The sequence below is a fragment of the Pseudoalteromonas obscura genome, assembly GCF_030135505.1.
Classification (GTDB): domain Bacteria; phylum Pseudomonadota; class Gammaproteobacteria; order Enterobacterales; family Alteromonadaceae; genus Pseudoalteromonas; species Pseudoalteromonas obscura.
In genome coordinates, this window is record NZ_JASJUT010000004.1 from 1 (window position 1) to 23,332 (window position 23,332).

General features: G+C 43.1%; 18 protein-coding genes. 11 read left to right on the forward strand and 7 right to left on the reverse strand.

The genetic code is table 11. From position 1 onward, the window contains the following. Positions 1–736: 736 nt before the first annotated feature. From QNM18_RS11405 to QNM18_RS11415, 3 genes are read right to left on the reverse strand one after another with little or no spacing between them, the layout of a single operon-like run. Positions 737–1,189 carry a DUF3299 domain-containing protein gene (locus QNM18_RS11405; protein ID WP_417714807.1) on the reverse strand — a complete coding sequence of 151 codons (453 nt, stop codon included), beginning with the start codon at positions 1,187–1,189 and terminating at the stop codon, positions 737–739. Between the two features lie 55 nt (positions 1,190–1,244). Next, positions 1,245–2,600 carry an ABC transporter permease gene (locus QNM18_RS11410; protein WP_284137285.1) on the reverse strand — a complete coding sequence of 452 codons (1,356 nt, stop codon included), beginning with the start codon at positions 2,598–2,600 and terminating at the stop codon, positions 1,245–1,247. Beyond that, positions 2,597–3,283, reverse strand: coding sequence for an ABC transporter ATP-binding protein (locus QNM18_RS11415; RefSeq protein ID WP_211011449.1), 687 nt, complete (start codon positions 3,281–3,283; stop codon positions 2,597–2,599). Before QNM18_RS11415 ends, QNM18_RS11410 begins: the two co-directional genes overlap by 4 nt. Before the next feature lie 195 nt (positions 3,284–3,478). Here QNM18_RS11415 and QNM18_RS11420 point away from each other — a divergent pair, with 195 nt between their 5' ends. Together QNM18_RS11420 and QNM18_RS11425 are read left to right on the forward strand one after the other, a co-directional pair. Beyond that, positions 3,479–4,579 carry a phosphoribosylaminoimidazolesuccinocarboxamide synthase gene (locus tag QNM18_RS11420; RefSeq protein ID WP_211011448.1) on the forward strand — a complete coding sequence of 367 codons (1,101 nt, stop codon included), beginning with the start codon at positions 3,479–3,481 and terminating at the stop codon, positions 4,577–4,579. Between the two features lie 461 nt (positions 4,580–5,040). Continuing rightward, complete coding sequence (locus QNM18_RS11425; RefSeq protein WP_284137286.1) at positions 5,041–7,353, forward strand: bifunctional diguanylate cyclase/phosphodiesterase; 2,313 nt, start codon at positions 5,041–5,043, stop codon at positions 7,351–7,353. A gap of 5 nt (positions 7,354–7,358) precedes the next feature. Here the strand turns inward: QNM18_RS11425 and QNM18_RS11430 are convergent, their stop codons facing one another. Further along, positions 7,359–8,372: a glycosyltransferase family 9 protein gene (locus QNM18_RS11430; protein WP_284137287.1), complete on the reverse strand. Its 1,014-nt coding sequence runs from the start codon at positions 8,370–8,372 to the stop codon at positions 7,359–7,361. A gap of 90 nt (positions 8,373–8,462) precedes the next feature. On the opposite strand from QNM18_RS11430, the gene QNM18_RS11435 reads away from it, so the two are divergent. Continuing rightward, positions 8,463–9,296, forward strand: a complete 834-nt coding sequence (locus QNM18_RS11435) for a sulfurtransferase (RefSeq protein ID WP_349774891.1) — start codon at positions 8,463–8,465, stop codon at positions 9,294–9,296. A gap of 19 nt (positions 9,297–9,315) precedes the next feature. Here the strand turns inward: QNM18_RS11435 and QNM18_RS11440 are convergent, their stop codons facing one another. Further along, positions 9,316–10,509 carry an ROK family protein gene (locus tag QNM18_RS11440; protein WP_284137288.1) on the reverse strand — a complete coding sequence of 398 codons (1,194 nt, stop codon included), beginning with the start codon at positions 10,507–10,509 and terminating at the stop codon, positions 9,316–9,318. A 196-nt stretch (positions 10,510–10,705) separates the two neighbouring features. On the opposite strand from QNM18_RS11440, the gene QNM18_RS11445 reads away from it, so the two are divergent. Genes QNM18_RS11445 through QNM18_RS11460 form a run of 4 tightly spaced genes read left to right on the forward strand, consistent with a single transcriptional unit; the run spans position 10,706 to position 13,858 of the window. Beyond that, on the forward strand, positions 10,706–11,812 hold the full coding sequence (locus QNM18_RS11445) for a substrate-binding domain-containing protein (protein WP_284137289.1): 1,107 nt from the start codon (positions 10,706–10,708) through the stop codon (positions 11,810–11,812). Next, entirely contained in the window at positions 11,799–12,734 is a 936-nt protein-coding gene (locus tag QNM18_RS11450) for an ABC transporter permease (protein WP_284137290.1), read from the forward strand. The genes QNM18_RS11445 and QNM18_RS11450 overlap by 14 nt, the downstream gene beginning before the upstream one ends. Further along, on the forward strand, positions 12,731–13,516 hold the full coding sequence (locus QNM18_RS11455) for an ATP-binding cassette domain-containing protein (protein WP_284137291.1): 786 nt from the start codon (positions 12,731–12,733) through the stop codon (positions 13,514–13,516). Before QNM18_RS11450 ends, QNM18_RS11455 begins: the two co-directional genes overlap by 4 nt. Before the next feature lie 24 nt (positions 13,517–13,540). Then, on the forward strand, positions 13,541–13,858 hold the full coding sequence (locus QNM18_RS11460) for a hypothetical protein (RefSeq protein ID WP_284137292.1): 318 nt from the start codon (positions 13,541–13,543) through the stop codon (positions 13,856–13,858). Positions 13,859–13,881: 23 nt separating this feature from the next. On the opposite strand, the gene QNM18_RS11465 is transcribed toward QNM18_RS11460, so the two are convergent. Then, positions 13,882–14,850 carry a class 1 fructose-bisphosphatase gene (locus QNM18_RS11465; RefSeq protein ID WP_284137293.1) on the reverse strand — a complete coding sequence of 323 codons (969 nt, stop codon included), beginning with the start codon at positions 14,848–14,850 and terminating at the stop codon, positions 13,882–13,884. Between the two features lie 159 nt (positions 14,851–15,009). On the opposite strand from QNM18_RS11465, the gene QNM18_RS11470 reads away from it, so the two are divergent. Then, positions 15,010–17,436 carry a zinc-dependent metalloprotease gene (locus QNM18_RS11470; protein ID WP_284137294.1) on the forward strand — a complete coding sequence of 809 codons (2,427 nt, stop codon included), beginning with the start codon at positions 15,010–15,012 and terminating at the stop codon, positions 17,434–17,436. A gap of 68 nt (positions 17,437–17,504) precedes the next feature. Here the strand turns inward: QNM18_RS11470 and QNM18_RS11475 are convergent, their stop codons facing one another. Beyond that, complete coding sequence (locus QNM18_RS11475) at positions 17,505–18,461, reverse strand: methylenetetrahydrofolate reductase (RefSeq protein ID WP_211011439.1); 957 nt, start codon at positions 18,459–18,461, stop codon at positions 17,505–17,507. A gap of 288 nt (positions 18,462–18,749) precedes the next feature. Between QNM18_RS11475 and QNM18_RS11480 the strand changes: the two genes are divergently transcribed. From QNM18_RS11480 to QNM18_RS11490, 3 genes are all read left to right on the forward strand, one after another. After that, positions 18,750–21,635: a M16 family metallopeptidase gene (locus QNM18_RS11480; RefSeq protein WP_284137295.1), complete on the forward strand. Its 2,886-nt coding sequence runs from the start codon at positions 18,750–18,752 to the stop codon at positions 21,633–21,635. A 206-nt stretch (positions 21,636–21,841) separates the two neighbouring features. Further along, on the forward strand, positions 21,842–22,663 hold the full coding sequence (gene cysE, locus QNM18_RS11485) for a serine O-acetyltransferase (RefSeq protein WP_036976872.1): 822 nt from the start codon (positions 21,842–21,844) through the stop codon (positions 22,661–22,663). Positions 22,664–22,678: 15 nt separating this feature from the next. Further along, on the forward strand, positions 22,679–23,332 hold the full coding sequence (locus QNM18_RS11490; protein WP_284137296.1) for a hypothetical protein: 654 nt from the start codon (positions 22,679–22,681) through the stop codon (positions 23,330–23,332).

The following is a 23,332-nucleotide window of genomic DNA, read 5'->3' on the forward strand; positions in this document are numbered from 1 at the left end:
CTCATTTCACCTTGCGCAAAAAGAGCGCTCTCACTTCGTTCGCTGTCGCTAACCTTTTGCACGATAAGCGCAAGGTGAGGGGAGCAACCTTCACAGTGTTAATTCTTTACTCCTTTTAAATACACTCCCGTAGCAACAGCTAAACTAGCTTATTTCACCTTGCGCGAAAAGAATGTCAGCGCTTCGCGCTGTGTAATTATCCTTTCGCACGATATTCACCTTGTGCAAAAAGAGCGTACTCACTTCGTTCGCTGTCGCTAGCCTTTTGCACTCTAGGCCCTGAATCAAGTTCAGGGTGACGGCTAGGTTGAGTGCCGTGTCACATTGGGTAAAACGGCTCACTTCACCTTACGCAAATTGAACGTACTCGCTTCGCTCACTGTCGTTACATTTTGCACGATGTCATCCTGAATTCGTTTCAGGATCCATGTTTTTGATATTGGGTAGGTTTTGGAGATGACAGCCTCAGCAATAGTTAAAACAGCTCACTTCACCTTGCGCAAAAGAACCGTACTCACTGCGTTCGCAGTCGGTAGCCTTTTGCACGTTATTCTCCTTGCGTAAAAAGAGCGAATTCACTGCGTTCATTGTCGCTAGCCTTTTGCACTCTAGGCCCTGAAACAGGTTTAAAGTGACGAAGAGAGGGGAAAATTGTTTAAGAGAGCTTAGTTATCGGTGAGGTAATAAAGTAGAGTTATGGGAGGTGGAGGAAGTATCGAACTTCCTCATTATTTAGTTAAAGTTCAAAAGGAGCAACACCAACTGCTTTCATGGTATAGCCTGTTTGTGCTAATTCGCTTTTATGACTTTCTACTTTAATAGTGCCAGTCACTGTAATTGCGTCATACAAGCTATCTATGGGCACGCCATTTTTAATCTTTACATGAACAATTTGATTTGGTGGTGGAGGAGGCACGTGGATGCAGGCTCCAAAGTAAGGCACTAATAAAAATTCAGTAATGACCTCACTGTTCCCCTCTAAAGGCACGACAAACCCTGGAAGGCTAACACTTTTTCCATCAAGCGCTTTTACTACAGGGGCGTCTAAGTCGGGTTGTACCCAGTTTTTATCATCGCCATCATGACTGGCGGCTTCTTGATTACTGATTTGTTCATGTCCTTCTGGGATTAAATCATCCCAAAATAACTCTTTAGGTGGCGCTGCGGCAGCTGCGAAAGATATAAACATCACCGCAGTTAAACCTAACCAAGACGCCAAGCGAATTGAATTCATAGAAAACCTCTTAAACTTTGATACTCATACCATCATTGAGTGAGTAAAAATATGCTCGTACAGCTGGAATTGCCCCCATCAGTGTACCTGAGACCATGATAACGCTAAGTAATACGAGTTCATAGTTACTCAGCATTGATATTGAAATTGAAATCCCAAAATGTGCTTGAAGAATGCCTTTTCCTATCAAGATCGCCATGTAAAACATAGCAACACCGATAGCACATCCAATTGTGGTTATGAGTACAGCTTCACTGACCATTAACGTAAATATATGCCTTGGTCTAGCCCCAACAGAACGTAAGATAGCGAGTTCTCTACGGCGCTGACTCAGGGAAGATAATAATGTCGTCAGCATGCCTAGTAAGCTAATTAGTACAACTACAGCTGAAAACAGTAACAGGATTTTCTCAATAATATCGAGCATACCCCAAAGTTCTCTTAAGGTGACACCAGGCATGATTGCTGAGAGCGCTTCTGGCTTATAAATATTGATATTTCTGCGCACTTGCAGCGTATATAAAGGCGAATCAAATCCCATTAAAAAAGCAGTGATCTGTTTTGGTTGGCCAATTAAGTCCCCTAGTTGACTGTCAATAACCTCATGATGCTTGTCATGCTCATGCTCATGCTCATGCTCATGCTCATGCTCATGCTCATGCTCATGCTCGTGATCATGTTGGGCATCAGAGTTACTTTTTTGCCTCATGATTTGCGCTGAACCGTGCTTTGGGCCGTGCATAAGTTCAATTGCCTTTAGAGGGACGTGTACAGTTTTATCTACCGGTGTCCCTGTTGGAGCTAAGATCCCCGTAACAATAAGAGGATTGTCATCATGGTGATGAAAGCTTGTATTACCCATACCGTGTGCGACGATGATTTTTTGACCTAAGTGGTAGTGAAGTTGTTTGGCGACTTCACTGCCGAGTACCACCTCTCGTGCATTATGGAATGGCCGGCCTTGGGAAAATGCTAGGTTCTGTTTGTTACCATAACGATAATACTTGAAGTAGCTTCCATCGCTACCAAGTACCGAAAATCCTCTATGGCTGTCTCCAAGGCTAATCGGTATGGTCCAAGCAACCCCTTTTTGTTGTTTTATATACTGATAGCTTTGCCATGACAGCCCATTGTTAGCATGCCCGATACGAAACACGCTAGAAAGCAATAATTGAATGTCTCCGGTCCGAGCGCCAACTATTAAGTCAGTGCCAGAAATGGTGCTGCTGAAACTTTGTTTTGCTTCTTGCCTTACCCTTTCTATAGAAAGCAGTAACATTACGCTGATGGCGATGGTGAACAAGGTCAGTAACACGCTTGCTCTTCGGTTTGAAATACTCTTAAACGCGAGGGTCATTAACTTCATAGACTCGCTCCATTTATTCCATTTAAACTAACTTGGCGGTCGAATAGACTCGATAAACTTTTATCATGGCTGACAAATATGATGGTTGCTTGGTAGTGCTCTGCCTGCTCAAAAAGTTGATTGATAAAAATATCTCTATTGTCGGCATCGAGTGCAGAGGTCGGTTCATCGGCAATGATAAGTTCAGGTTGACCGATAAATGCCCGTGCTGCTGCAACACGCTGTTGTTGCCCGATACTTAGTTCGCTAACGGCGCGATTTTGACACGATGTATCGAGTCCCAGCTCTTCAAGTAAAATACATGCTTTTTTCCGAGCACAGATACCCTGCGTTTTTAAATTAGCTTGTCTACGCCGAGAGAAGTTGCAGCCGAGCATCACGTTTTCCAATGGACTCAGGTAAGGGAGCAAGTTGAAGTTTTGAAATATAGTGCCAATGTGATCTGCTCTAAATTTGTCTCTTTTGGCGTCATTGAGTTTAGCTAAGTTTTCATTCAGTATGGAAATACTGCCTTTTTGGGCTGTTTGAATTCCGGCAAGAAGACTGAGCAGCGTTGATTTTCCACTACCACTTGGACCGTGCAAAAAAAGCTTTTCGCCTTTCTCGATATTTAGCTCGTCAATAATAAGGGTTGGTTTTGACTGGCCCGGCCAGCTGAAATTGAGATCTGAAATTTGGATCATTTAAACATCTCTTAGTACCGAGTTTCAATAATAGTATCCCAGAAGCTTGCTCGACTGAACCAAGTTACGCTAGGTTTGCCTTGGAATGCGGTAAACAATTGTGATTTTTGCTGCGCTCGACTATTATACACCCCTCTAACCCCCTCTGTATTATGCGTCCTTTAGCAAGACGCAGCCGTTCTCTATGGAGATACAATGAGTAGCTACAAAGTTCTAGACGTCAATGACGATCTACCAATTCGCACCAAAGGTGCAGTTCATAGTGGTAAAGTACGTTCGGTTTATTGGTTAACCGACCAAGATAGTGCCAGATTAATCGAAGAAAAGGGCTATGATGTGCCTGCTGGAACAGAGTTGGCAATCATGGTGATTTCTGACCGTATTTCGGCATTCGACTGTATTTGGCAGGGTGAAAACGGTTTAAATGGTGTACCAGGAAAAGGTATTGCCTTAAATAGTGTTGCAGCCCACTGGTTTAAATTATTTGATGAAGCAGGGCTTGCTGGTAATCACATTGTTGATATTCCTCACCCGTATGTGTGGATTGTTCGCAAAGCAAGTACTGTGCGTGTAGAAGCCATCGCACGTCAATATATCACTGGCAGCATGTGGCGAGATTACAGTAAAGGTGTTCGCGAGTTTTGTGGCATTCAATTACCTGAAGGATTAGTGGCACACCAGAAATTAGATGACGTTTTAATTACCCCGTCAACAAAAGGCATTATTTCAGGTGTTGATGGTGTACCGGAAGTGGACGATGTAAATATTACTCGCAGTAATATTACAGACAATTTGGATGCGTTTAACTTCCGCTCAGAAGAAGATGTAGCACGTTACGAGCAATTACTCAGTGATGGCTTTAATTTAATTTCAGCTGAACTAAACAAGCTTGACCAAATTTTTGTCGATACAAAATTTGAGTTCGGTTATGTCGAAGATGCGGATGGTGCGACACGGCTTATTTATATTGATGAAGTCGGTACGCCTGATTCTTCGCGTATCTGGGATGGCCCTGCATACCGAGATGGTAAAATCGTTGAGAATTCGAAAGAAGGCTTCCGTCAGTTGTTGATAAATAATGTGCCGGACAGCGACGTTTTATTAAATAAAGATCGTATGCCAGAGCGTGAAGCATTGGCAAAATCATATCAGCTTCCGCAAGAGGTTATGATGTCAGTGTCGGATACCTATGTTGGGATCGCAAGTAAGATTGTTGGTAAAGAGTTGGTTATTCCTCAAGACCCTCGTGCCGAAGTCATTGAGATCTTGTCTGAGCAATACGGACTTATCGACTAGTTAGCCTCTCTAAAATGCCTAGCAATCAGTGGTTTAAATGATTGTTAGGCATTCGTTCGTGAATTCCTTGATTTTCCCTTCCAAGTCACTTTAACTTAAGATTACACGAAAACCGAGCGTGGCTAAGTTCGCTCCACTATTTGTATCTGTCTCTTCACAAATATCTTTGCTGAGGAGCGCGCAATGTTGACTATACCTGTCAAATAGGCAAGTATCATTTGATTGCTTTCAACTATATTTTGGGTATGCGAATTACTGGTTTATTGGTTAACAACATAAGTATGCTTAGGTCAGCTACGCACTTTAGTTGTGTATTTTTGAAATATTTTACCAAAACAATCGGTCTTTAGATTGGATTAGCCATAACAGTTTGTCGATGAGGGTCGAAAGAGGAAGCGGCAGCATACTGCGTGCCATTCAATGCCTGCTTTGTTAACTCATTGATGTATCAAAGGAACATTATGGGCACAAGTTTTAAAAACAGAATTATTGTACTGTGTGTTGGCCTAGTATTGATAACCGCAGTGGCTAGTCTTGCTGGGTTTTGGTGGTCGACAAGCCAGTTCAAAGAGCGGCAAGTGCAACAGGATATTCAAAAGGCACAAAGTGTTTATCAGCAGTATTTGGTTGCAAGAGAACGTTTGTTGGTGACTGCTGCGTCAGTACTAACACAAGACTTTGGTTTTAAGCAGGCTGTGGCGACTAGGGACGCTTCGACTATAAGCAGTGTATTGTTCAATCATAGCCAGCGAATAAATGCTGAGCTGATGTTGTTATTGGATATGCGTGGAAAGTTGATTTCTACTAATCAAAACCAACTTGAGTTACCGCAAGATATGCGGCCTTTAGTCAAAGAGCTGTTGGCGCATGAAGAACGTTCTGCTTTTGTAGTACTAGACAAAAAACTGTACCAAGCCATTATTTTACCTGTAAAAGCACCTCGCACTATTGCATTTACAATCGTTGGTTTTGTGGTTGATGAACCCATTGCTGAACAGCTAAAAGGGCTAACGGGGATGGAGATGAGCTTTATCAGTCAGGGCGAGCGGATGAAAGCCAGTTCGATACAGATCCCAGAAGACAGGGATTTGTTTACTCACCTCCATGAACAAAAAATACATCGTTGGTTTGGTGAGTATCCCCTGTACGTAAATGCGGAAGTGGCTCTACCCGCTCTAACTAAAGTGCCCGTTAGTTTAATTTTAAGTGCGGACTTACGTTCTGAATATGAAGAATTTGATCAGTTAGTGCTAACTATCGTTTTTCTCTCTTGTATCACAATGTTATTTGGTTTTGTTACCAGTGGTTTTTTAGCAAGAAACCTAGCAACTCCCTTGCAGCAACTGACGGTGATGGCAAAACGTTTTGCCAAAGGCGACTACCACGCTCAAATTCATGAAGCTCGTCCGACTAAAGAAATTTGCCAGCTTGTTGACGCCTTTCATGAAATGGGAGATGACATTCAAGCTCGTGAAAAGAAAATCCGTTACCAAGCAAGTCATGACTCATTGACAGGGTTTTACAATCGGACTTCAGCGATGCCTATCCTAGATGCTTTATTTTCTTCAGACCAAGTTTATTACTTATTGGTACTAGATATAAAAGGGCTTCGTCATATTAATGATAAGCTTGGTCCGCGCATAGGGGATAGCTGCATACAGGCTGTGGCGGAGCGAATTGAACAGGTTACAGCAAGTTTTGAAGGACTTAACGTTAGGCTTGGTGGTGATGAGTTTTTAACTGTCTTACAGGCCAAGTCACACTCTACCATGGCACAATGTGTAGAAAATTTTTTAGATAAGTTGAATCCCAGTTATACAGTGCATAGTTTTGATATTAACTTGCGCTTCAGTGTGGGCGTAGTCAACATTCCCGAACAAGCTGACAATGCAGACGATAGCATCCGAAGAGCGTTAATTGCGGCAGACAATGCTTCTAATGACATCGAAGATGTCTATTTTTACCAAACTGGGGAAGATGAAGCATATCTCGAAAGGTTAGAAATTGTCGATGAGTTAAAGCAGGCACTTGCAGAAGACGATGGGCAATTATTTATGACCTATCAACCAAAGCTAAATATGCGTACAGGGCTTGTCGATAAGGTTGAATCTTTGATCCGTTGGAAGCGCAACAATGGCGATTGGGTTTCCCCTGAGTTATTTATTGATTTAGCAGAGCAGTCGGGGTTAATTGTCGACTTAACTCAATGGGTGCTGCGTACAGTTATATCCCAAATATCAATGTGGTCTGCACAGGGATTAACGATGAAAGCAGCCATCAATGTATCGGCACAAGACATCGCCGATGCGGAGTTCATCCCGCATTTGCAATCTATGTTAAGTGCTTATTCGGTGCCAGCAAATCTGATAACAATTGAATTGACAGAGCGCGACATGATTGAAAATGAAGAAAAGGGGATCGCAGCTCTGATCGCACTCAAGGAAATAGGTGTTCATATATCATTAGATGACTATGGTGTTGGTCAAACATCGTTAGGGCGTCTAAAGATGTTGCCGATTGACGAGTTAAAACTAGATAAAGTATTTATATTGAAGTTGGCAGGCTCCCATCAAGACCAATGTATCGTGCGCTCGACAATTAGCTTGGGGCATCAACTTGGATTCTCTGTTGTTGCCGAAGGCGTTGAAGATGTTGAGTCTTTGAAGATTTTAGAAGAAATGAAATGCGATTACGCGCAAGGGTACTATTTGAGTCGCCCATTGAAGGCGGATGACTTTACACAGTGGCTAGGCCAGCATCATAAAGCTGTTTGATAGACTCAGTTTGATGAATTAATTGCTTTTTGCAGCGCCTGACAAATTTTATCTGGGTTCACGTCTCGGATCATTTGAGAATCACTAAAAGACATAGAGCGATGATGCAATGCAATTAAAGAGTCGCTTTTAGGAGCAACGATAGACCAAGGTGATGTTCCCTGACCTATAATAGCAATGCAAGGTATATTGCACGCTGCGGCGATATGCATAGGCCCAGAATCAATAGAGATCATTACGTCCATCATACCAATTGTATCAACAAGTTCTTCAAGAGACATGCTACCTGCAAGATTGATGACTGTGACTCCTTTGCGTTCAAGATCGCATTTGAGTGAATCCATGTCAGCTTGTTCTGATTGTGCACCCAATAAGTAGAGGTTAGCGTCATGCTGTTCTTTAATGCGCAGCAATAACTCTTGCGATAGATCTTGTGGATAAAAGCGGGCTCCTTTGACTGATCCCCCCAAATAAAGTGCAACATTGCGTTTATTGAAAGTAAAAGATTTCAGTTTCTTTGGCTGAAGGGTTGGGGCATTAAACTGCTTAAAGGGTTGGCCATGCGGGTCATTGATAAGTTTACAATAGCGGTGAATATAGTGTTCACATTGATTGAGTTTTAGGGCATGACTTAACAGTGGGCTTCTGGCATTTTGTGCATAGCCAACAATAGTTTTGATACCAGACAACCTGATTTGTAGTGCGTCTCTAAAAGATCCACGAAATAGAATAGCCATTGAAAAGTTGTATGACTTAAGTTCGCGGATCATATCGAAAACGCCGTATTGTGCTTTCTCACAATAGCGTTTATCAAGTATAAGCTCTAAACCATAGTGTTCTGCACGACTAAACAAGCCCGCCATAAACGGTCTAATCAGCACGCAAATACGCTTTGTTGGGTACAGCTTTTTCAATAGCTCTAAAGCCGGTAGGGTGTTAATCGCATCACCAATAAACTTTGGTAATACGGCTAAAATGGTATCCCCCATTTGGCTTGAATCAATGACTTTACTACCCATATACACTATTTGAGATATTCACTAAAGCTATCTAGTATAGCGTTAGCTGTGTAGGAATTTAACCAAATTTAATCAAATAAGTGTGTGAAAATGATAAAAAACTTAAAAAGTTGTCAGTGGCTTCACGAAAATAGACAAAATGTCATTATTCTTGATTCTGGAATAATAAAGCCGGGAGAATCTGGGGCTTATAAGCCTGACGCTATCATCCCTGGGTCATTACGCTTTGACATTAGTCACACTTTTAGTGAGCACAATACGTCGGTGCCAAACATGATGTGCTCGCGTGAAGTCTTTCAAGCTGAGGTACGCCAACTGGGTATCAATAACGCTGATATTGTGGTCGTATATGATGACAAAGGCTTGTTTAGTGCAGCAAGAGCTTGGTGGATGTTCAAATCAATGGGGTTTGAGCAGGTATTTGTACTCGATGGAGGCTTAAAGCACTGGCAAGCATGTGGTTATCCTACCGTTGCAGAGTATTCACTTGCAGCGAATATTGGTGATTTTACAGCTGAACCCAAAAACGGCTTTTTTATTGATAGAGAAGAGGTGAAAGAGAAAATTGCGTGTCAACAAACCTTACTTATAGATGCCAGAGGGGCACAGCGCTTTGCTGGTGAAGGTACTGAGCCTCGCTCTGGTATGCGTCAAGGGCACATCCCCAACAGCGTTAACCTGCCTTATAGCAAATTACTTACAGAACAGGGGCTGTTAAAACCGATGCCAGAGTTAACTGTGCTCTTTTCTCAATTAGGTATTCAGCCGCACGCAAAATCACTGCAATTTAGCTGTGGTTCAGGGATCACGGCGTGTATTTTAGCGTTAGCGGCAACTGAATGCGGTTATTCAGATTTACACGTTTATGACGGTTCTTGGAGTGAATGGGGGAAGCTCAAAGATCTTCCAATTGAAACTGGCTAAAATGCGCAATTTAAGCATACTAGATTGCATGTGAAAAAATACTGCGTTGTAATGCGTTTTCATTCCAGAGAGATGGTGTGTACAGTGTTTGCATATTTTTGCTACTCAACGCCGCATGTAGTGGAAGAGTTGAGACACCGGTTAATGCGATGCTACTGATATTCGGCACCTTAATCAATCTAACTATCTCGCGTTCGCCCATTTGTGAGATAGAGGGAATGAATGGCCTCAGCTGCGCAATTAGACTATCTAGGCAGGCTTCGCTCATATCACTACCAACAATGATTGTCTGGGTATTTAATAGTGACTCCAATGTATGAATGGCGATACGCATTGGCTCAGTGGCGCGGGCAATCCACTTTTCACTCATAGGGTGTTGTAACGGGGTTAATTCATCGATAGGTATGGCGGCCTCGGCGCTGCTTGCAAGATAGGTGCGTAGAGAGTTGAGTGAAACAAAATCATTCAGTGTGCCGAGCTCTCCCGTTTTTTCATTGTGCTCTGGGGTCACAAAAATATCCCCTATGGCACCGGTTAATCCATTTTGCCCCAATAGTACTTGTCTATCGTATACAACAGCAGCTTCTACTTTGCTCCCGATATGAATGTAGATAAAATTATGCAGTGTTTGTGCTTCGCCAAACAGCATCTGATAAGCTGCGCAGGCCGATGCAGTAGTTTCAATGGCGACAGGTAAGTGGAGTAGTTCACTCAATTGAGCCTGTAGTGCTTGATTTTTCTGGTGCTGGGTTATTGCGTCAGCGCTATGGATTTGAATCGAAAGTCCCGCAGCCAATATTTTGTTTTGATTTATTTTTTGATCTTTTGCAAAGCTAGTTATCGCCTCAACTATGGCTGCGGCAGTCGGCTGTGATACAAAATGTTGAGTGATTTTGCTGTGACATTCCCCATTGAGGTAATACACCCCCAGTTCCAGTGAATCGGAAGATATTCGAACTGCGTAAGTAAACGCTGCGTACTTGTTTAAACACAACATTTTCGAGGGTTTACCTGCTCCCTCGGTGCGCTTTACGCCTATTTCTTCGACTAGCTCTAAGGTTAAGAGCTCTTCTACCATATTGGTAATCGTTTGCTTTGTTAACATTGTATTACGTGCGATTTCAGCCCGAGAAATTGGTCCTAGGGTTACGATCTGCGTCAATACTAAACGTAAATTAACGGCTTTATTTTGCTTAGCATTTGACCCTTTCACAGTTTTTCCTTCAATGTTATCTCGTATATCGACCACGTCGTTAGATTGCTTATCTTATTACACAAAGAGTGATTTTCGAATAGTTTAAATTTTTCAGTTTACTATCACAGCACAAAGGGGTTAGTAAAATAAATTGACAAACTATAGCGTGCTGATTATATGTACTAATGTGAGTTTTCATTAAAGGGACTGTTGAATGATGCTAAGTAAGCTGAGGCATTATAAAAAAGCGTGTATCAAGTTGTTTTTGGGTGTTTTGGTGTGTTTTGGTTTCAGTTATCTCGCTGTTGCTAATAGCAGCGACGGCTTTACGCTTACGCGGCAGCAAGAAGCCAAGGTTCAAGATGCAAATCTAACTGCGGTTATGGCATGGCATGGTTCTAGTCCTTGGGTTAATTCGGTCACATTGGGTGCCAAAGAGGAGTTCGAGCGGCTCGGTGTAGAGGTGCTAGCAGTAACCGAAGCACATTATGATCCTGCGAAGCAAATATCTGATTTGGAAACTTTAGCAGCTTTAACCCCAGATATTTTGTTGTCACTGAGCATCGATAGTCTCAGTGCAAAGCCCAGCTATTTACGTTTGACCAAAGCCGGAACACAGCTAGTTTTGCTCAGCAACCCAATTGCCGGGTTTATCCACGGTCAGGATTTCGCTGGTTTGGTTGGCGATAATGTAGACGGCATGGGACGCGCAGCGGCAAACTTGCTTGCACAAGCAATTGATAGCCAGGGGAAGGTAGGGATGATTTACCATGAGGCAGATTATCATATCACCAATAAACGAGATGAAGCCTTTATTGGCGCACTCGAACAATATGAAAATATACATCTCACGGTACAGAAAGGCTTTGTGAAAAAAAGCCAAACCGCACAACTAACAGCAGCGATGTTAATTCAGCATCCAGACCTAAAAGCTATTTATGTTTCTTGGGATGCAGCAGCTGAGGGTGTAATAGAGTCACTTCGGATCGCCAATCGCAAAGATATTAAAGTGATATCGCACGATCTCGGCACCAATAACCTGCTAGATATGGCGCTGCATGGTAATATGTATGGTGCTGTATCTGATCGTCCTCACCAAATCGGTACTCTGATGGCAAGAATTGGCGCTGGTGCAGCAACGGGCGTCAGCACACCCCTTTACACTCAAGTAAACTACAACTCAGTGACGTTTGAAAATATCGCTGAATCATGGCGCCTTGCCTTTAAAACACCCCTGCCACATATATTACAAAGTGTATTGAGTCATTCACATGTGGCAACTACTGACGCGGGACACGGAGAAGAGCATGATGCGCATTAAGCTAACAGCACACACGCTTGTTTATTATGCTTTTGCGGTAACAATGCTGATCTTTACAGTGCTACTCTCTCATACCGCATTTTTTACGACAGCCAACTTGCTTAATGTATTGATGCAAACGAGCCCTATTGTGGTGATGGCTATTGGCCTGAGCTTTGCCCTTTCTGTCGGACATATTGACCTATCAATCGGTGCAATAGTGGCATTGTGCGGTATGGTTGCAGCTATGTTACTACAGCCCTTTGGGCTCACTATTGCAGTTGCCGCATCGCTGTTACTTGGTGGACTGATTGGTGCGTTCAATGGTTATTTATGCGAGCGTTTGGGTATACCATCTTTGATTGTCACACTGGGAATGCTTGGATTTCTAACAGGGCTTTCACGACAGCTATCTGGGCTGCAATCTATCCCGATTATAGATCCTCAATTCATTAGTCTTTTTGGTCAAGGTGCTGTGTTGGGTATACCCTCTCAAATATTGTGGCTAGCCAGTCTAGTCTGCTTAGCATATATCATTTTAAATAAACTACGATTTGGCCGTCACTTATTTGCCGTAGGAGCAAGCAAGCCAGCTGCGTATAGTATGGGGCTTGGCGTATCTCGTATCCGAGTTTGGGCAATGGCGTTGTCTGGCGGGTTTGCAGCATTGGCTGGATTGTTATATGCGGGTCGAATGCAAAGCGCGAGATATGCCATTGGCGAGTCCGATTTAATGGCGTTAATTGCTGCGGTGACTTTAGGCGGCTGCAGTTTATTAGGCGGGAGAGTCAATATTATCGGGGTCTTGCTGGGGGTTTGGCTAATTGGGTGCATTAGTAACGGCTTAATTCTCAGTGGATTTTCTAGCAATGAACAAATGATGGTGAAAGGCATAATCTTGATTGTGGCAGTGGTCGTTATTTCAAAGGTGAATAGTAAATGAAACGCACGGCATTGGACCAAACTGTATTAAAGGTGAGTGGTTTACATAAAAACTTCGATGGTGTTGATGTGTTAAATGGCGTGAGCTTTAGCATAAACCGGGGAGAGGTTGTCGCGTTATTAGGTGACAATGGTGCTGGTAAATCGACGCTTGTCAATTGTCTTGCTGGTCGGATACAGCCAAATAAAGGCACGATAGAAATAAATGAACAGGCATTGTTATTAAATTCCCCAAGCGCATCTGAGCAAGCGGGCTTGGCTATTGTTCATCAAGATTTGGCGTTGGTCAATGAATTGAGCGTGATTGAAAATCTATTTCTAAATCGTGAGATTTTGCACTCAAATAAGTTTTTGAGGTTTTTTGGTTGGCTTGATAAAAGCGCCATGGCCAAAAAGGCACAAAAGCTCCTGCAAAGGCTCGGAACATATTTACCTGATCTTAATGCGCCTGTAGCAACCTTGTCTGGTGGTCAAAAACAAGTTATTGCTATTATACGAGCAGTCCATGCAGGGGCCGATATAATAGTTATGGATGAACCAACTTCTGCTCTCGGAGCTGAGCAGTATGAATTTTTAATGTCATTGATCCGACTGCTTAGTTCTCAAGGAATTGCCATTATGCTGATCAGCCATAATTTACATCAGGTGAGTATGTTGTGTGATCGCGCTGTGGTGTTATTTCAGGGTTATTCTGTTGCGGATGTAGCACTCAATGAGGTGGATCAAGCACAGTTACTTGCATATATGAATGGAGCAGTACTTGAAATGGCACAGGCGAGTTAAGTCTATAAGATTTGAGAGGGTAGCGTGAATTATTTTGAAGCTGTATGTGCATTTGCTGAGTTTGGTGTGAATAGAGAAGGTGCCATACAAATTATGCTCAATAATACAGTACAGGTGGGGGCTTACAATTTATCGGTGGCAACCTTCAAAGCGGTGTTGCAACGCACAATTGATGATGAAATCGATGCATCGGATCTGGAGTTTTGGGCGACTGTGTTGTTGCAGAGAGAAGAATATGAAGTGGGAGAATTAGAAGGTAGTTTATACGCCTTATCTGATCCCGAGGTGATGGGAGGCATTGACAAGGCCAAGCTAACGCGCTTAATCGCGCTGTTAGATTGACCTAAAATGCAAAGGGCTTTGGATTACTTGTGGTAATTCAAGCAGGCTTCAACTTCGTTTTTGGAACCCAAAATAACAGCAACACGCTGGTGGATTGCATTTGGTTGAATGTCTAAAATACGTTCTTCACCAGTGTGCGCTAGCCCACCTGCTTGCTCAACTAGCATAGCCATTGGGTTTGCTTCATAAAGGAGTCTTAGTTTATAAGGCTTTTCTGGGTTTTTAGTGTCGGCTGGGTAAGTAAATAAGCCGCCGCGGCACAATACGCGATGCACATCGCCGACCATTGCGGCAATCCAGCGCATGTTAAAGTTTTTCCCTCTAGGCCCTTCAGTGCCTGCCAACAAATCTGCAATATACTCTTTCATTGCTGGTTGCCAGTGACGCTGGTTTGAAGCGTTGACTGCGAATTCTTGAGTATCTACCGGGATTTTTGCGAAATCTTCAGTCAATAAGAAACTGCCATGGGTCTTATCTAGTGTAAAGATGCGTGTACCTTTACCTGTTGATAATGCAAGGGTGGTAGACGGGCCATACAAAACATACCCTGCTGCAATTTGATTTTTACCAGGTTGCATGAAAATTGCGGGATCCGCAGGATCTGAACCTTCTGGTGCTTCCATAATAGAGAAAATCGTGCCAACAAGTGAGTTGATATCAGTGTTAGACGAGCCATCTAGCGGGTCAAATGACACTATATATTTGGCGTTTGGGTTGCCAGCAACTGTATAATCTTCCTCTTCAGAAGCAATTGCTTTTACGTATCCAGATTCCAATAGGATGTCTTTGATGAGCTGGTTTGACAGGACATCTAGTTTTTTCTGGGTTTCTCCTTGAATATTTTCATCCAAAGTAGAGCCTAAAACACCTGACAGTGCACCTTGTCCAACTCTAAAAGAGATCTCTTTACAAGCCGCCAAAATTGTACGGATCAGAGAGACTAATTCTCTAGAGCACCCATCTTCAAATAACACCGGTGGTAATCTACGCATATTTTAAATCCTGATAACGTTTGTCGGGTCGCAGTGGTTTTATGTGAGAGAGGCACTGCGAACTGCGCTGAATTTCGTCTTGAATTACTGTTTTTTGTATACAATTTTATATACTAGCTAAAAAACAACCACAAAACATGAAATAACAAAGACACTATTATGATTAAGAGACGCTATACCCCTTATCTCGTTACTGCTTTGTTACTGCCTATGATAACGCATGCGCAGGCAGCAATTAAGTCCATAGACGAATTTACTGATAAGTTTAACCACTTTCCTGGGTTTTACTCGTTTTATGCTGATCAGAACAGCGGGAAAATTTACCTAGATGTTGATAAGTTTTCGCAACCTTTTCTATTGCAACACAGTTTGCCCTACGGTGTGGGGTCAAATGATATTGGCTTGGATCGAGGGCAGTTAGGCGGCAGCCATTTAGTACAATTTGAGCGCTTTGGTGACAAAGTCATGCTACGTGCAAACAATACCTACTATCGAGCAAGTGCAAATAACGACGCGGAAAAGCAAAGTGTAAAAGAGGCGTTTGCTTCAAGCATTTTGCATGGTTTTAAAGTCGTTGCAGAGGATAGTGACAGCGTTTTGATTGACTATACACCGTATTTAATGTCGGATGTTCACGGTGTTTCTCGCCGATTAAAAGCAACTAAGCAAGGCAATTACAGTTTGGATCCCAGCCGCAGTGCTGTATTTACACCGAGATCCAAAGCGTTTGTACAAAACACGGAGTTAGAGGCGGTACTGACGTTTAAAGGTGGCGAACCTGGCAAGTTTGTTCGACAAGCGGTGGCTGATCCATATTCAATCACAGTCCATCAACGTCACTCATTAATTGCGCTTCCAGACAACAACTATCAGCCACGAGCTTTTCATCCGCAATCTGGGTTCTGGAGCATTGAACATAAAGACTACTCTGCACCACTTGGCAGCTCGATGTATGTTCGTTATATACCGCGTCATCGCCTAGAGAAAAAGGACCCAACAGCAAAGGTATCAGAGGCTGTAAAACCAATCGTATATTATTTGGACCCAGGTGTGCCTGAGCCTGTTAAAACGGCTTTATTGGAGGGCGCTCGCTGGTGGGAGCAAGCTTTTGAGGCAGCAGGTTATAAAGGCGCATTTGAAGTAAAAATGTTGCCAGAGCATGCCGATCCAATGGATATTCGCTATAACGTGATACAGTGGGTTCATAGAGCCACGCGAGGCTGGTCATACGGCGCATCTATTATCAACCCGCTTACAGGGGAGATTATTAAGGGCCATGTAACTTTAGGCTCGCTGCGTGTTCGCCAAGACATTCTTATTGCTGAAGCGCTGGCTGCGCCATTTAAAAATGGAGATGAAGCAACGAAAAAGCTACATGATATGGCGTTGGATCGAATTCGTCAGCTCAGTGCTCATGAAATCGGCCATACTTTGGGAATAGCCCACAACTTTGCTGCGTCGGCTGACGGTCGCGCTTCAGTTATGGACTACCCACATCCACTTGTACAATTTACAATTAATGGTCAGTTAGATGTGAGTCAAGGGTACGCTTCTGGCATGGGTGCGTGGGACATTCAAGCTGTTAAGTATGGATATAGTGACTTCAGAGCCGCTGATGAGGCCGAGGAGCTCGCGCAAGTAATACGACAAACAAAAGAGCTGGGATTGGAGTATATTTCAGACGCAGATGCTAGACCGCAAGGGGGAGCGCATCCTACAGCCCACCTATGGGACAATGGTGAAGACCCGATCACAGAACTGCGCCGTGTAATGGGGATCCGCAAACAAGCCCTAGGACATTTTGGTATTGAAAATATCAAAGCAGGTGTCGCGCTTTCACAGCTAGAAGAAAAGTTAGTCCCGCTATATTTGTTCCACAGGTATCAAGTGGAGTCTGTGGTCAAGCTGATCGGCGGGGTTGACTATGAATACGAAGTAAGGGGCGAAGGAGTCACAAAAGGCGCTGAAGTGGTTGCGAAAGAGCAGCAGATCGATGCGTTAAAGTCTTTGTTAGAGACCTTATCGCCTGAGGCGCTGGCTGTACCTGAAGCAATCCTCGCTTTGATCCCTCCTAAGGCCTATGGTGAAGCGCGCAATCGAGAGAGTATTCACGGCCGCACCGGTTTAACATTGGACGCAATGGCATTGCCAGAAATGGCAAGCCAACATACATTGAAGCTCCTATTAAATGCTGAACGCTTAAATCGAGTGGCGCAACAGCACGCACGTAACAACCGATTTTTAGGTAGCGATGAAATCTTCAATCAAATTCACAAGCAAGTATTTAAAGCAACCCCTAAGTCACCAATGGCGAAAAAGCTAAATGATCGTGTACAGTATTTAACGGCATATAGAATGGCCAATTTAAGTAGCAGTGATAAAGTTGCTCCAGAAGTACAAGCACAGTTACGCTACTATCTGAGACAAATTGCAGCGGACTTAACTGAGCAGTCACTGTTTTCTAGCCCCACCAAAGCGCAAGCCTTCGAGCTCTTCTTGGGTGAGCATATTCAGCACTTCTTGAAAGAAGGTGAATGGCCAGCAAACTATTCACCACTGTCCATGCCGCCGGGTTCACCAATCTAATCGCTTTTAATTTAGATATAAAAAAGCCCCAATTAAGGGGCTTTTTGCTACGAGAATGAAAGTTGTGATTAAGCTATTTGTTTCTCTGCTAATTGCAGTTCCATGGTTGCTTTTAACAGTCTGTATAAGTTAATAGACGCGTCTATTTCTTCTTTACGGTTTGTTAAGCTCTCAATATTCAGTCCCAGTGGAATATTGAGGTGCGCGCAGCTGCGCAAAATCAGGTCGAGATTTTCTCGACAAATTTTAATGGACTCATTAAGCGTGTTTTCTGCATCTAACATGCGCCATTTAGTCGCCTCAGGAACAGAGATACCTAGCCACTTCATAAACTCAAGGGTTTTCTCTCCGCCACAAGGAGTAAATGTTAAAATAATGCGCTTTGGTTCAAGCCCTTGCTGGCGGCATGTACGTGCATAGCTAGTTAATAAGTCAATACTCGCCTGTGCATCATACACTGCTTGTGAAATGAAGTACTCACAACCCTTGGCCGTTTTATCGATTAACCGCTCATGTTCATTGCGTTTATTGGCATGGCGCTCAGCGATTGTGACGCCACCCAAGAAAAAGCGCTCAGGGTGCGCTTGCAACGTTTGGTAAGCTTCTGGTAAGCCTAATTTGATATCACCTTGTGAAGAGGGGCTGCCAACCAGCACTAAATTGTTCAGGTCGAAGTCTTGTTTGGTTTTATGTAACCATTGATTGAATTCTTCGCGGTCCCGCTGTGCGACGCTCTTGTATGTAATGACATCAAGTTTAGAGAGGTCTCGCACCAATTTACTGTATTCACAGGGATCAACTGTTTGTTTAAATGGAAATGGTCTAGGCACTTGTGTACGACTGCTTTCATCTTGAATATCGTAAATTATGACACCGTCATATTCGATTTCATGCAATCTATCTAATAACTTAGTCGCTATGGTATGTAGTTTTTCACTGTCGGTACCTAACTTTGGTGGCGTAGTACCAATCAAGTATACCCCTTGATTCGGGTCTAATATTTTCTCTTGTAGCGATAAAGCCATGTGTCTCATTCCCACTTAATTCACCGTAGTAGGATAAATATAGCAGCCATTTAGACGTCTAGATAGATTTTTTTATTGAATTTATTTCATTAAAGATGAATTTTTTTCATAGTTATTGATATTACTCACTTTTAAGTTGTGCAAATTTAATCCATAGCTAATCGTTTTTTTTAGGCTTTTATCGTGAAGCATAAGACTTTTGCTAGCTATAAGGCATAATCGGGGCATTGACCTACGCTATAAGCGTAGGTACTAAGACAACAAAGATTAAAAGTATTAGGGACACTTATGAAATTTAAGCTTTTGGCTACCAGTTTGGCTGTGACACTGGCATTGACTGGCTGCGCTTCTAATAACGCAAGTAATGCGTCAAGTCTTCAAAGTGATGCAAAGACAGTGAAACAAGTGACTGAAAACAAAGTTTTCTCTCATGATTATGTAATCGAAGAGCTAAGCAATGGCTTGCGCGTCATGGTCGTTAAAACAGATTACCCTGATGTCGTATCTTTGCAGATCCCAGTATCAGTGGGGTCGCGCAACGAAATTGAAGAGGGTAAGACTGGGTTTGCACACTTTTTTGAGCATATGATGTTCAAAGGCTCAAAAAAATATCCTGAGGCTGTATATAAAGATATCATCAAAAATTCAGGCGTAGATAATCGTGCTTACACAACCAATGACTACACCAACTACTATCTGAGCTTTTCTAAAGAGCATTTGGAGAAGGTACTTGAAATTCAGGCTGATATTTTCCAGAACTTACATTTTAGTGAAGAGCAGTTTCGAACAGAGGCACTGACAGTAAAAGGTGAATATCTTAAAAATAACGCCAACCCCATCCGCAAGTTATTAGGTGCGGTGCGCGACAAAGCATTTGATGAACACACCTATAAACACACGACGATGGGCTTTTTTGAAGACATCGAAGCTATGCCAGATCAAATGGCTTATGCTGATCTATTTTTTGAGCGATTTTACAAACCTGAATATGCAACCATCATCATCGTGGGTGATGTTGATCCAAAAGCGACCATAAAAAAGGTGAAAAAGCATTGGGGTGAATGGCAGAGAGGCGAGTATCAAGCAGATATTCCTGTGGAGCCAAAACAGCAAGAGGCAAGGTATCAGCATGTTGTTAATGAAGGTCAACCGGGACACTGGTTATTGGTATCTTACAAAGGTCCTGCTTGGGAACCGACACAAAAAGACCGAGCTGCAGTGGATTTGATTTCCGAGCTCTATTTTTCAAAAAACTCTAAGCTGTATCAAGAGTTGGTTGTAGACAAACAAATTGCCACGCAATTGTTCACTTATAATGCTGAAACTAAAGATCCGGGTTTGTTGCATGTTTTTATCAAAGTTGAAGATGAAAAAGATTTAGTCACTGTACGTGACGCAGTTAACCGGACTTATGCAACAGCGCGTACCGAGTTAGTCGATGAAGAAAAACTTGCAGCATTAAAGTCAAATCTCAGATATAGCTTTGCAAACGACTTAGACTCTTCTAAAGCAATCGCATCTATGTTGGCAAGTTATGTACATTTCGAACGAGATCCTGAAGTGATCAATCAAATCTATGCGACCGCAGATACAGTCACGCCTGAAGACATTCGCAGCATAGCAAATAAATATTTTGTAGATTCAGGCCGCAACACTGTGACTATGTCTGCGAAAGCAAAAGTTGAAGGGTTTGATCGCGAAGTTGCACTTGATGCGCTTAGTGCACAAATGGCGCAACCTGCAACGCAGCACTTTACGGTTTTAGATAAAACATCCAATTCTCCACTGGTTGATGTGAACTGGTTATTTTATACCGGTGCAGCAGCAGATCCTGAAGGCAAAAAAGGTTTAGCGGCTTTGACAGCTGCCATGTTAGCCAAAGGGGGCAGTGCGACCAAATCGTATAAAGAAATTAAAAAAGCCATGTATCCGCTTGCAGGAAGCTTCTCACATCAGGTAGATAAAGAAATGATTGCACTGCGTGGACGTGTTCACAAAGACAATGCGCAGCAGTGGTATGGGTTGGTCAGTGAGCAGTTACTGAACCCTGGATTTAGAGAAGATGATTTCAATCGTTTGAAAAAAGAAATGATGGATAGTATTAACTCGGACTTAAAGTCGTCCAACGATGAAGAGCTGGGTAAAGAGGTACTCTATCACAAGCTTTATCAAGGGCATGCGTACGCAAGTTTAAATTTAGGCGACCTGTCTGATTTAGAGGCTTTGACATTGCAAGATGTGAAGGAGTTCTATCAACAGCAGTTTACTCAAGCTAAATTAAACCTCGGTTTAACAGGGGCTCTGAGTGACGAATTAAAATCACAGCTTATTGCTGATTTGACCAGCCTTCCTAAAGGGCAAGATGCGCGGCTCAATGTAGCCGATGCACCTAAACTAGAAGGGATCCACGCAACTGTGGTTGAGAAAAATGCGAAATCAACGGCAGTGTCTTTTGGTTTTCCTATCGATACCATTCGCAGTAGCAAAGACTGGACAGCGCTTTGGTTAGTAAGATCATATTTTGGAGAACACCGCAATGCAGGCGCATTCTTATTTGACCGAATTCGTCAAACTCGTGGTATGAACTATGGTGATTATGCTTACATTGAGTATTTCCCGCGCGGTATGTACCAGACGTTACCTGATGCAAATTTAGGGCGTTCTGAGCAGATTTTCCAGGTATGGCTGCGCCCGCTACGTTCGAATAACGATGCGCACTTTGCAACTCGAGTGGCGGTATACGAACTGGATAAGATGATTAAGCAGGGGATGAGTAAAAAAGACTTTGAGGCAACTCGAAACTTCCTAAACAACTATGTACCTCAGCTGGTGGCAAGTCAGGATAGGCAGCTTGGTTATGCGTTGGACAGCCAATTTTATAATACGGATGAATTTGTTAGTTTAGTGCGCTCAAACTTGGCCAGCTTGACGTTGGCGGATGTAAACCGAGTGATCCGTGACAATCTGCAGACCGACAACATGCACTATGTATTTGTTACCGGTGACGGTAAAGATATGAAGCAGCGTTTAGCCAATGAGCAAGTGTCGCCGTTAAAATACAATGTCAAAAAGCCGCAGTCGCTATTGGATGAAGATAAAGTTATTGAAAGCTATAAGCTATCAGTTCCGGCCAACAATATCGAAGTGATCCAAGTCCAAGATCTGTTTAAGTAACCTACCTTGAACTGCAATCTTAAACGCCCCGCTAAATCGGGGCGTTTTTATTTGTCAGAGGTCAGTTGCACCCAAGGTAAAAAAACACCATTATAGGAACCTTCGGTTATAATTAATAACTAGAAATTTGCTGCTTACTAGTGCTATCGCAGAGTGATGCGCGCTAAGATAAGCAAACGATGGTATATGAAAGACATGTGGTGATTATGAGACACGAAATTTGGCAACAATTGAGAGAGGAAGCACAAGAGTTGGTGCAAAGAGAGCCATTGCTCGCCAGTCACGTATATTCGAGTGTGCTCAATCATGAATGTTTGGGAGCTGCGCTCAGTTTTATTGTTGCAAATAAACTTTCTGATGCCGTGGTGTCTGCATTTACTATTCGAGAATTGTTTGATCAGGCATTTGTTGATTGCGAGCGAATGTTAACTCATGTTGCTCATGATATAAAAGCTGTTAAAGATCGAGACCCTGCTGCCGATAGTTATCTTAACGTGATATTAAACTTGAAGGGTTTCCATGCATTACAAGCACACCGTCTCGCATACTGCCTGTGGCGACAACAGCGCAAAGAGCTCGCCCGTTTTATTCAAAGCCGCACCTCTGAAGTTTTTGGCGTTGACATCCATCCTGCTTGTAAAGTCGGCCATGGTATTATGCTTGACCATGCGACTGGTATAGTCATCGGTGAAACCGCTGTTATTGAAGATAACGTATCTATCTTGCAGTCGGTTACGCTCGGGGGTACTGGTAATGAGCAAGGGGACCGACATCCAAAAATCCGCGCAGGTGTTTTGATTGGCGCTGGGGCTAAAGTACTGGGCAACATTGAAGTAGGGGAAGGCGCGCGTATCGGTGCCGGCTCGGTGGTTCTAAAAGCAGTTGCACCACACACCACAGTTGTTGGTGTGCCAGCAAAAGTCGTTGGAAAGCCAAATTGTCCATGTCCGGCAGAAAGCATGGACCAAAACTTCTTGGATGACACGATAAGTCGCATTAATGATTCTCACACCAGTGCGATGTTATAGCGAATTCAATTGCGCATGCGGACTACAATAGCTCTGGGATGTGCTTTTTTGGCAGGGGGATTGCTGACGTGTGCTTACTATGAGTTATATGGTGTAAAGCAGCCTGAGTCCTTTCACCATGCCGCCGCTTCAATAGAGGGCGTTACCATGGACGAGGCTCACCCCCCTGAGTCTTCTGGCGACAATGAAAAACCAAATGAAACCTCCTTAGTGCCAACAGAGCCCGCAGAGGCAGATGATCTACGTCTTATCAATCAACAGCTGCAGCAAGAAAATAAACGCATTAAGGCGCAACTAAATGCGCTCGCAACCAAGTCTGTGACGAAGAAATCAAGTCGCAATGTGCCAAAGCAGTTGCAAAGCATTTTTGAGCATCAAAGGCGTGATGATAACTGGGCTTCTGAAGTTGAGCTGTTTGCGGAAGATTTCCTTTATGAAGCACAGCTGCACGATACCATCAATTTGTTATCGGCAGAGTGTAAACTGCACGTGTGCCAATTAAATTTCATCGCGCCGGAAGGCGAACCACAATGGCAACAGCTTCACACTGCCTTACTGCGTATGCCATGGATGAAGCAATTTAAAACGGTGGCAGCAGTGCAAAATACTCAAGCAATGCAAATCCACCTCAGTTTAAAAAGTAGTGATGAGCTGAGCCGAGAATATTAA